General features: G+C 59.4%; 10 protein-coding genes. 7 read left to right on the top strand and 3 right to left on the bottom strand.

The features are described 5' to 3' along the window. Nucleotides 1-112: 112 nt before the first annotated feature. Together PMI21_RS03095 and purT are read left to right on the top strand one after the other, a co-directional pair. Nucleotides 113-580, top strand: a complete 468-nt coding sequence (locus tag PMI21_RS03095; RefSeq protein ID WP_007941406.1) for a VUT family protein — start codon at nt 113-115, stop codon at nt 578-580. 90 nt (nt 581-670) lie between these two features. Beyond that, nucleotides 671-1,852 (top strand): formate-dependent phosphoribosylglycinamide formyltransferase, encoded by a 1,182-nt coding sequence (gene purT / locus PMI21_RS03100; protein ID WP_007941405.1) that lies wholly within the window; start codon nt 671-673, stop codon nt 1,850-1,852. Between the two features lie 51 nt (nt 1,853-1,903). Here the strand turns inward: purT and PMI21_RS03105 are convergent, their stop codons facing one another. The 3 genes from PMI21_RS03105 to PMI21_RS03115 form a co-directional block, all read right to left on the bottom strand. Then, nucleotides 1,904-3,220 carry an MFS transporter gene (locus PMI21_RS03105; protein ID WP_007941404.1) on the bottom strand — a complete coding sequence of 439 codons (1,317 nt, stop codon included), beginning with the start codon at nt 3,218-3,220 and terminating at the stop codon, nt 1,904-1,906. Nucleotides 3,221-3,415: 195 nt separating this feature from the next. Next, nucleotides 3,416-4,651: a transporter associated domain-containing protein gene (locus PMI21_RS03110; protein ID WP_007941403.1), complete on the bottom strand. Its 1,236-nt coding sequence runs from the start codon at nt 4,649-4,651 to the stop codon at nt 3,416-3,418. Nucleotides 4,652-4,663: 12 nt separating this feature from the next. Then, nucleotides 4,664-5,476, bottom strand: coding sequence for a cytochrome C assembly family protein (locus PMI21_RS03115; RefSeq protein ID WP_033064223.1), 813 nt, complete (start codon nt 5,474-5,476; stop codon nt 4,664-4,666). A 210-nt stretch (nt 5,477-5,686) separates the two neighbouring features. Here PMI21_RS03115 and ffh point away from each other — a divergent pair, with 210 nt between their 5' ends. The 5 genes from ffh to rplS all read left to right on the top strand — a co-directional run bounded on the left by ffh (nt 5,687) and on the right by rplS (nt 9,258). Beyond that, nucleotides 5,687-7,063 carry a signal recognition particle protein gene (ffh, locus tag PMI21_RS03120; protein ID WP_007941401.1) on the top strand — a complete coding sequence of 459 codons (1,377 nt, stop codon included), beginning with the start codon at nt 5,687-5,689 and terminating at the stop codon, nt 7,061-7,063. 250 nt (nt 7,064-7,313) lie between these two features. After that, the gene (gene rpsP / locus PMI21_RS03125) at nt 7,314-7,565 is read left to right on the top strand and encodes a 30S ribosomal protein S16 (protein WP_003198088.1); all 252 of its coding nucleotides are present in this window, start codon (nt 7,314-7,316) and stop codon (nt 7,563-7,565) included. A gap of 5 nt (nt 7,566-7,570) precedes the next feature. Continuing rightward, nucleotides 7,571-8,107 carry a ribosome maturation factor RimM gene (gene rimM / locus PMI21_RS03130; RefSeq protein WP_007941399.1) on the top strand — a complete coding sequence of 179 codons (537 nt, stop codon included), beginning with the start codon at nt 7,571-7,573 and terminating at the stop codon, nt 8,105-8,107. Further along, on the top strand, nt 8,089-8,862 hold the full coding sequence (gene trmD / locus PMI21_RS03135; RefSeq protein WP_177318306.1) for a tRNA (guanosine(37)-N1)-methyltransferase TrmD: 774 nt from the start codon (nt 8,089-8,091) through the stop codon (nt 8,860-8,862). The genes rimM and trmD overlap by 19 nt, the downstream gene beginning before the upstream one ends. Nucleotides 8,863-8,907: 45 nt before the next feature. Next, the gene (gene rplS / locus PMI21_RS03140; RefSeq protein ID WP_003175895.1) at nt 8,908-9,258 is read left to right on the top strand and encodes a 50S ribosomal protein L19; all 351 of its coding nucleotides are present in this window, start codon (nt 8,908-8,910) and stop codon (nt 9,256-9,258) included. Nucleotides 9,259-9,285 lie beyond the last annotated feature (27 nt).

Raw genomic sequence — 9,285 nt, 5'->3', positions numbered from 1 at the left:
CGAACGCAGCCTCGCAGGCTCGGCAGCTGCTACTAGGCTGCGATCTTTTGATTTAAGCCTTTGAGTGACTAAAGTACCCTGTGCACAAAATTGACAGGTATCCCCACGTCCCATGCTCTTCCTGATCGGCTACATCAGCAGCGTCGTGCTGATCAATTACGCCTTTTCCACCGCCCCGCACCTGGACATCATCTGGTCGGCCTGGGGTGGTCTGGTGTTCGTGCTGCGCGACTTGGTGCAAACCCGCTTCGGTCATGGCGCGATCGCGGCGATGCTGGTGGCGCTGGTGCTGTCCTACGTCACCTCCGACCCGTCGATTGCCCTTGCCAGCGCCACGGCGTTCGCCGTGTCCGAGTGCATCGACTGGCTGGTGTTCAGCATCACCAAGCGCCCGTTGCACGATCGCCTGTGGATAAGTTCGGCCCTGAGCATCCCGCTGGACACCTTCATCTTCTTCGGCATGATCGATGCGCTCACACCGGGCGTGATCCTCACTGCGCTGGGTTCAAAGTTCGTGGGCGTCACCGTGGTCTGGTTGGCCATGGCCTGGCGCCTGCGCAAACAGGCTGTCGTCAGCTGAAGCCAAACCCTCAGGTTCATGTAAAATGCCGCGCTTTCTCCCCATGGGAAGCGCGCTTCCCTCGATGATCCGCTCCTTTGAGGACCTGAGATGACCCGTATCGGAACTCCATTGTCGCCAACCGCGACCCGCGTATTGCTGTGTGGCTGTGGTGAGTTGGGCAAGGAAGTGGTGATCGAGCTGCAACGCCTGGGCGTTGAAGTGATTGCCGTGGATCGCTACGCCAATGCGCCGGCCATGCAAGTCGCCCATCGCAGCCATGTGATCAACATGCTCGACGGCGCCGCCCTGCGTGCGGTGATCGAAGCCGAGAAGCCGCACTTCATCGTGCCGGAAATCGAAGCCATCGCCACCGCGACCCTGGTGGAGCTGGAATCCGAAGGTTTCACCGTGATCCCGACCGCTCGCGCCGCGCAGCTGACCATGAACCGCGAAGGCATCCGCCGCCTGGCCGCTGAAGAGCTGGACCTGCCGACATCGCCGTACCACTTCGCCGACACCTTCGAGGATTACCGCAAGGCAGTCGAAGACCTGGGCTTCCCGTGCGTGGTCAAACCGGTCATGAGTTCCTCCGGCAAGGGGCAGAGCCTGCTGCGCAGTGTCGATGACGTGCAGAAGGCCTGGGATTACGCTCAAGAGGGCGGCCGCGCCGGTAAAGGTCGCGTGATCGTCGAAGGCTTCATCGACTTCGACTACGAAATCACTCTGCTGACCGTGCGTCACGTCGGTGGCACTACGTTCTGTGCGCCTGTCGGTCACCGTCAGGAGAAGGGCGACTACCAGGAATCCTGGCAGCCACAAGCCATGAGCCCGGTTGCCTTGGCTGAATCCGAGCGCGTTGCCAAAGCGGTCACCGAAGCCTTGGGCGGTCGTGGCCTGTTTGGCGTCGAGTTGTTCATCAAGGGTGATCAGGTGTGGTTCAGCGAAGTCTCGCCGCGCCCGCATGACACCGGTCTGGTGACCCTGATTTCCCAGGACCTGTCGCAGTTCGCACTGCACGCACGGGCGATCCTGGGTTTGCCGATTCCATTGATTCGTCAGTTCGGCCCATCGGCGTCGGCGGTAATTCTGGTTGAAGGGCAGTCGACTCAGACCGCATTCGCCAACCTGGGAGCCGCGTTGAGCGAGCCGGATACCGCGTTGCGTCTGTTCGGCAAGCCTGAGGTCAATGGTCAGCGGCGGATGGGGGTGGCGTTGGCGCGTGATGAGTCGATCGAGGCCGCTCGTGCAAAAGCGACCCGTGCGTCCCAAGCTGTTGTTGTAGAGCTGTAATCGAGTCGCGGCATTCGCGGGCAATCCGACTTGCCCGCGAAGCTTTGTACTTCAGACAGCCCGATTCAAATCGTTATTGCGCGTCTCCTTCAGGCACAGCACCGCTATCAAGCTCAGCACCGCCGCCCCCGACACATACCCGCCGACATAACTCAAACCGCCCATTGCCACCAGTTTTTGCGCAAAGAACGGTGCCGCCGAGGCGCCGACAATGCCGCCCAGGTTGTAGGCAGCCGATGCGCCGGTATAGCGCACGTGGGTCGGAAACAGCTCCGGCAGCAGCGCGCCCATTGGCGCAAACGTCACGCCCATCAGAAACAGTTCGATGCACAGGAACAGCGCCACACCCCAGGTCGAGCCATGGGTCAGTAGCGGTTCCATCAAGAAACCGGACAGAATCGCCAGCACGCCGCCGATGATCAGCACCGGCTTGCGCCCGAAACGATCGCTGGCCCAGGCCGACAGCGGTGTCGCGGCGGCCATGAACAGCACCGCGAAACACAGCAGCGCGAGGAAGGTTTCCCGGGTGTAACCGAGCGTCGACACGCCGTAACTCAGCGAAAACACCGTCGAGATGTAGAACAGCGCATAGCACACCACCATTGACCCGGCGCCCAGCAGCATCGGTGCCCAGTATTGGCTGAACAGCTCGACCAACGGAATCTTCACCCGCTCCTGGCGAGCCACGGCGTTGGCGAACACCGGGGTTTCGTGGAGCTTGAGGCGTACGTACAAGCCCACCATCACCAGCGCGGCACTGAGCAGGAACGGAATCCGCCAGCCCCACGAACGGAACTGCTCGTCGTTCAAGCTCATGGCCAGGGTCAGGAACAGGCCGTTGGCCGCCAGAAACCCGATCGAAGGACCGAGTTGCGGAAACATGCCGAACCAGGCGCGCTTGCCTTTGGGCGCGTTCTCCGTGGCCAGCAATGCGGCGCCGCCCCATTCACCGCCCAGCCCCAGGCCTTGGCCGAAGCGCAGCACGCAAAGCAGGATCGGCGCCCAGGCGCCAATGCTGTCGTAACCCGGCAGCACGCCAATCAGCGTGGTGCACACACCCATCAGCAGCAGCGAGGCCACCAGTGTCGATTTGCGTCCGATGCGGTCGCCGAAATGGCCGAACAGTGCCGAACCCAGCGGCCGTGCAAGGAAGGCGATACCGAAGGTGAGGAACGCCGACAGCATCTGGGCTGTGCCGGAGGTTTGCGGAAAGAACACCGGGCCGATCACCAATGCTGCGGCGGTGGCATAGACGTAGAAGTCGTAGAACTCGATGGCCGTGCCGATGAAACTTGCAGTGGCCACGCGGGTGGCGGAGTTCGTCGGTTGGGCAGGCGCGGTGTCGCTGAACGTTGTGCTGGTCGTCATGCGGTTATCCCTGACAGTCATGTGCCCCAGTGGAGCGAATTATTATGGTCGAATACCCAGGGATGTGGGTTTAACGCAGAGTGCGGGTAGCACGGGGTATGGCAGGGCTTGGTAAGCGGCTCGATTATAGGAAGGCAGCTAATGATTCAACAAGCGGCTTGGAGGACGCGATGGCTTTTGTGGCGAGGGAGCGTGTCAGATTTTGGAAAGGGCAGGTGCTGAACTGGTATGCCAGATCAGCACGCGCGTGACGCGATTCTCTTCAGTCGCCAGAATCTCCAGCCGATATCGGCCGATCTTCAGGCACACCGCACTGTCCGGAATCGTCTCCAGCGCTTCGGTCACCAGTCCGTTGAGGGTTTTCGGACCATCGCTGGGCAAATGCCAGCCGAGGCTCTTGTTCAACTCGCGGATGGACGCTGCACCATCAATCACCAGTCGGCCATCGGCCTGCGGGTGAATGTGCGGGTTATCCAGGCTGTGCTGGTTTTCGAACTCGCCGACGATTTCTTCGAGAATATCTTCCAGGGTCACGATACCCAGCACTTCCCCGTACTCGTCGACCACCATGCCCAAGCGCCGCTGCTGTTTGTGGAAGTTGAGCAATTGCAGCTGCAACGGTGTGCTTTCCGGCACGAAGTACGGTTCGTGACTGGCCGCCAGCAGCGCTTCCACGGTCAGGCTTGAATCCGGCAGCAAATGACGGATCTGTCGGGTGTTGAGCACCGCTTCAACCTGGTTGATGTCGCTGTGGAATACCGGCAGGCGGGTGCGCTTGTTGTGGCGCAGTTGCTCGATGATTTCTTCGAGGGGGTCGTCCAGGTTGATCCCGTCGACGTCGCTGCGTGGCACCAGAATATCGTTGACCGTGATGTTATCCAGTGCGTGGATACCTGACAGTGGGCGATAGGCCGCGTGTTCGTGATCGTCGTGCCGATCTGCCGGTGCCTCATCTTCGCTTTGCTGCACCACGTTGACCTTGCGGGCGAATGGCCGCATCAGCAGTTGGCTGATGCCATTGAGTAGCCACGCGGCGGGATAGACGATTTTCAACGGTATGCCGAGCAGTGTGTTGCCCAAGGCCAGGACGGCATCCGGATAGCGGGCGGCGAGGGCGCGTGGCAGGTAGTCGGCGAATACCAGCAATGCTGCGCCGGCACCGAGGCAGGCAATCCAGGGGCCGTTTTGTGCCCAGGTGAAAATTGCCAGCAAGGTGCTGATGACCACCACCAGCGCGCGGCACAAGGTGTTGCAGAGGATCAGGCTGTTGAGCGGGAAACTCAGCTTGGCCACGGGTTTGTCGCTGGAGCGCGAGGCTGTGCGCTGGGCCAGCAACTGCTGTTGTGCAACTTCGATGGCGGTAAACAGCCCCGACCATAAAATCAGCAGGGCCAGCACCGCAAGCATCGGCCCTATGGGCAAGTCGTCCATTAATGCCGCCCGTCAGATGTGCAGAATGTATTCGCGGACCAGCTTGCTGCCGAAATACGCCAGCATCAGCAGGCAGAAACCGGCAAGGGTCCAGCGGATGGCTTTGTGTCCGCGCCAGCCGAGACGGTTGCGCCCCCAGAGCAGCACGCTGAACACGATCCAGGCCAGGCACGCCAGCAGGGTTTTATGCACCAGGTGCTGGGCGAACAGGTTCTCGACGAACAGCCAGCCGGAAATCAGCGACAACGACAGCAGGCTCCAGCCGGCCCAGAGGAAACCGAACAGCAGGCTTTCCATGGTTTGCAGCGGCGGGAAGTTCTTGATCAGCCCGGACGGATGCTTGTGCTTGAGCTGATGGTCCTGAATCAGCAGCAGCAAGGCCTGGAACACCGCGATGGTGAACATGCCGTAAGCGAGGATAGACAAAAGAATGTGGGCGAGAATGCCTGGCTCTTCATCAATGATCTGCACTGTGCCGGCAGGGGCGAACTGTGCCAGCAGCGCGGTTGCGGCGCCCAGCGGGAACAGCAATAGAAGAAGGTTTTCCACTGGAATCCGTGAGCAGGCCAGCAAGGTCAGGGCGATGACCGCTGCGGCAATCAGGCTGGCGGCGCTGAAAAAGTCCAGGGCCAGGCCGACCGGAGTCAGCAGATAGGTGATCAGGCTGGCGCTGTGGGCCAGCACGGCCAGTACGCCGAGCGTGACCAGCAGGCGTTTGTTCGCCTTGGCGCCGGAGGCCAGACGAGTGCCTTGATAGAAGGTCGCAGCGGCATATAAGCAGGCGGCGGCGAGAGTAGTAAGCAAACTGGGTGACAAGGGGAGCATAAATCCTGTTAGGCAGGCCCGAAAGGCGTTGAGTTTGGCATAGAACCCATACGGCACGAAAGACCATGCAAGCTGACGGCGAGGTGTCCGCCAGACGCAGTCTTCGCTATAATCCGCGACCTGCCCACGCCGCAGGCTCGCCGAGCACAAGTTGATTCCGGTCTGGGCCGCCATTATCCCGGTCTACACAGGGCCTGAAAGGATCGCGCAATGTTTGAAAACTTAACCGACCGTCTCTCGCAGACGCTGCGCCATGTCACCGGCAAGGCCAAGCTGACCGAAGACAACATCAAAGACACCCTGCGTGAAGTGCGCATGGCGTTGCTCGAAGCCGACGTCGCCTTGCCGGTGGTCAAAGACTTCGTCAATTCGGTCAAGGAACGCGCTGTCGGCACCGAGGTGTCGCGTAGCCTGACGCCGGGCCAGGCCTTCGTGAAGATCGTCCAGGCCGAACTCGAAAGCCTGATGGGCGCGGCCAACGAAGATCTGAACCTGAGCGCCGTTCCACCGGCCGTGGTTCTGATGGCCGGTTTGCAGGGTGCGGGTAAAACCACCACCGCCGGCAAACTGGCGCGCTTCCTTAAGGAGCGCAAGAAGAAGTCGGTCATGGTCGTGTCCGCGGACGTTTACCGTCCGGCGGCGATCAAGCAGCTGGAAACCCTGGCCAACGACATCGGCGTGACGTTCTTCCCGTCCGACCTGAGCCAGAAGCCGGTCGACATCGCGCAAGCGGCTATTAAAGAAGCCAAGCTGAAATTCATCGACGTGGTCATCGTCGATACCGCCGGTCGTCTGCACATCGACGAAGAGATGATGGGCGAGATCAAGGCGCTGCATGCCGCGATCAATCCGGTCGAAACCCTGTTCGTGGTCGATGCCATGACCGGCCAGGACGCCGCCAACACGGCCAAGGCCTTCGGTGATGCATTGCCGCTGACCGGTGTGATCCTGACCAAGGTCGACGGCGATGCCCGTGGCGGTGCCGCACTGTCGGTACGTGCCATTACCGGCAAGCCGATCAAGTTCATCGGTATGGGCGAGAAGAGCGAAGCGCTCGAACCGTTCCACCCTGAGCGTATCGCCTCGCGCATCCTCGGCATGGGCGACGTGCTCAGCCTGATCGAACAGGCCGAAGCGACCCTCGACAAGGACAAGGCCGACAAACTGGCCAAGAAGCTGAAGAAGGGCAAGGGCTTCGACCTCGAAGACTTCCGCGATCAGTTGCAACAGATGAAGAACATGGGCGGCCTCGGCGGCCTCATGGACAAACTGCCGAATATCGGTGGTGTGAACCTGGCGCAGATGGGCAATGCCCAGGGTGCGGCAGAGAAACAGTTCAAGCAGATGGAAGCCATCATCAATTCCATGACCCCGGCCGAGCGCCGCGACCCTGAGCTGATCAGTGGTTCGCGCAAGCGCCGGATCGCCATGGGTTCCGGCACCCAGGTGCAGGACATCGGTCGCTTGATCAAGCAGCACAAGCAGATGCAGAAGATGATGAAGAAATTCTCCGCCAAAGGCGGAATGGCCAAAATGATGCGCGGCATGGGCGGTATGTTGCCCGGCGGCGGCATGCCGAAAATGTAAAGAACTCGCGCCGGCAGTCATGTCGGCGCAGCCCCACACGGACGTGGGATCTCCAGCAAACCCGCACTTGGCGGGAGCTGACTGGCCATCTTCAACGATGGCTCTATAGCAAATCTGGATGGCACGCCGATAGGCGCCGGAAAAAGACATTTGCAAAAGTCCGGATATTCCTTAGAATATGCGGCCTTTCGGGCACCTATGCCCGCTGTGCATTTAGATTTGCAGCACCGACTACAGGAACGATGTTCACATGCTAACAATCCGTCTTGCCCTTGGCGGCTCCAAAAAGCGCCCGTTTTACCACTTGACCGTAACCGACAGCCGCAACCCGCGTGACGGTTCGCACAAGGAACAGGTTGGTTTCTTCAACCCTGTTGCTCGTGGTCAAGAAGTTCGTCTGTCCGTGAACCAAGAGCGCGTAGCCTACTGGCTGAGCGTTGGTGCACAACCTTCTGAGCGCGTTGCTCAGTTGTTGAAGGAATCTGCTAAGGCTGCGGCCTGAGCAATATGAACGCGACGCCAGCTGTTGCTGATGATTTGATCGTTATCGGCAAGATTTATTCTGTTCACGGCGTTCGCGGCGAAGTGAAGGTGTATTCCTTTACTGATCCGATTAAAAACCTGTTGGACTACAAAACCTGGACGCTCAAGCGCGAAGGCAACGTAAAACAGGTCGAGCTGGTCAGTGGACGCGGGAACGACAAGTTCCTGGTCGCAAAGCTCAAGGGTCTTGATGATCGTGAAGAAGCTCGTCTTCTGGCTGGTTATGAGATCTGCGTGCCGCGCAACCTGTTCCCTGAATTGACCGACGGCGAGTACTACTGGTACCAGCTGGAAGGTCTGAAGGTTATCGATACTCACGGGCAACTGTTCGGGAAAATCGATCATCTTCTGGAAACCGGCGCCAATGATGTAATGGTGGTCAAGCCTTGCGCTGGCAGCCTGGATGATCGTGAACGCCTGTTGCCGTATACCGAGCAATGCGTGTTGGCGGTCGACCTTGTCGCAGGCGAGATGAAGGTGGAATGGGATGCGGACTTCTAGACGTGGCTAACCTGCGCGTAGAAGTGATCAGTTTGTTTCCCGAGATGTTCTCCGCCATCAGCGAGTACGGCATCACCAGTCGGGCGGTGAAACAGGGGCTGTTGCAGCTTACCTGTTGGAATCCGCGAGACTACACGACGGATCGACATCACACTGTGGATGATCGCCCATTTGGCGGTGGTCCGGGCATGGTGATGAAGATCAAGCCCCTGGAAGATGCTCTGGTTCAGGCCAAGGCAGCAGCCGGGGAGGCGGCGAAGGTAATTTACCTGTCCCCCCAAGGCCGTCAACTGACTCAGTCGGCGGTGCGCGAGTTGGCGAATCTGGATGCATTGATCCTGATTGCCGGCCGCTATGAAGGCATTGACGAGCGTTTTATTGATGCTCATGTCGATGAAGAGTGGTCGATTGGCGACTATGTATTGTCTGGCGGTGAGCTGCCGGCGATGGTCCTGATCGATGCGGTTACACGACTGCTGCCTGGAGCTTTAGGGCATGCGGACTCCGCCGAGGAAGATTCCTTTACGGATGGTTTGCTGGATTGCCCGCACTACACCCGACCGGAGGTGTATGCGGATCAGCGTGTTCCCGACGTATTGCTAAGTGGCAATCACGCGCACATCCGGCGTTGGCGTTTACAGCAGTCCCTTGGTCGGACCTATGAACGACGCGCCGATCTTCTGGAAAGCCGCTCGCTTTCTGGAGAAGAGAAGAAGCTGCTCGAGGAATACATCCGCGAGCGGGACGATAGTTAACAACGTATCGATGGTAGATCCGACGATTTACCTTAGGAGCACAGCATGACTAACAAAATCATCCTTGCACTCGAAGCAGAGCAGATGACTAAAGAGATCCCTACCTTTGCCCCGGGCGACACCATTGTCGTTCAGGTGAAAGTGAAGGAAGGCGATCGTTCGCGTCTGCAAGCGTTCGAAGGCGTAGTTATCGCCAAGCGTAACCGCGGCGTAAACAGTGCTTTCACCGTTCGTAAAATCTCCAACGGTGTTGGTGTAGAGCGTACGTTCCAGACCTACAGCCCGCAAATCGACAGCATGGCTGTCAAGCGTCGCGGTGATGTACGTAAAGCCAAGCTGTACTACCTGCGTGACCTGTCCGGTAAAGCAGCTCGCATCAAGGAAAAACTGGCTTAAGTCCAGCTTCCGATGCCGAAAAGCTGG

Origin of the sequence: Pseudomonas sp. GM18, from assembly GCF_000282195.1 — a bacterium.
GTDB lineage: Bacteria > Pseudomonadota > Gammaproteobacteria > Pseudomonadales > Pseudomonadaceae > Aquipseudomonas.
The sequence above is the reverse complement of the archived record's forward strand: the minus strand, read 5'-3'. Positions and strand labels throughout refer to the sequence as shown.

Coding starts and splice junctions, on each gene's coding strand:
- PMI21_RS03095 (WP_007941406.1), top strand. CDS start 113: ATGCTCTTCCTGATCGGCTACATCAGCAGCGTCGTGCTGATCAATTAC.
- purT (WP_007941405.1), top strand. CDS start 671: ATGACCCGTATCGGAACTCCATTGTCGCCAACCGCGACCCGCGTATTG.
- PMI21_RS03105 (WP_007941404.1), bottom strand. CDS start 3,220: ATGACGACCAGCACAACGTTCAGCGACACCGCGCCTGCCCAACCGACG.
- PMI21_RS03110 (WP_007941403.1), bottom strand. CDS start 4,651: ATGGACGACTTGCCCATAGGGCCGATGCTTGCGGTGCTGGCCCTGCTG.
- PMI21_RS03115 (WP_033064223.1), bottom strand. CDS start 5,476: ATGCTCCCCTTGTCACCCAGTTTGCTTACTACTCTCGCCGCCGCCTGC.
- ffh (WP_007941401.1), top strand. CDS start 5,687: ATGTTTGAAAACTTAACCGACCGTCTCTCGCAGACGCTGCGCCATGTC.
- rpsP (WP_003198088.1), top strand. CDS start 7,314: ATGCTAACAATCCGTCTTGCCCTTGGCGGCTCCAAAAAGCGCCCGTTT.
- rimM (WP_007941399.1), top strand. CDS start 7,571: ATGAACGCGACGCCAGCTGTTGCTGATGATTTGATCGTTATCGGCAAG.
- trmD (WP_177318306.1), top strand. CDS start 8,089: ATGGGATGCGGACTTCTAGACGTGGCTAACCTGCGCGTAGAAGTGATC.
- rplS (WP_003175895.1), top strand. CDS start 8,908: ATGACTAACAAAATCATCCTTGCACTCGAAGCAGAGCAGATGACTAAA.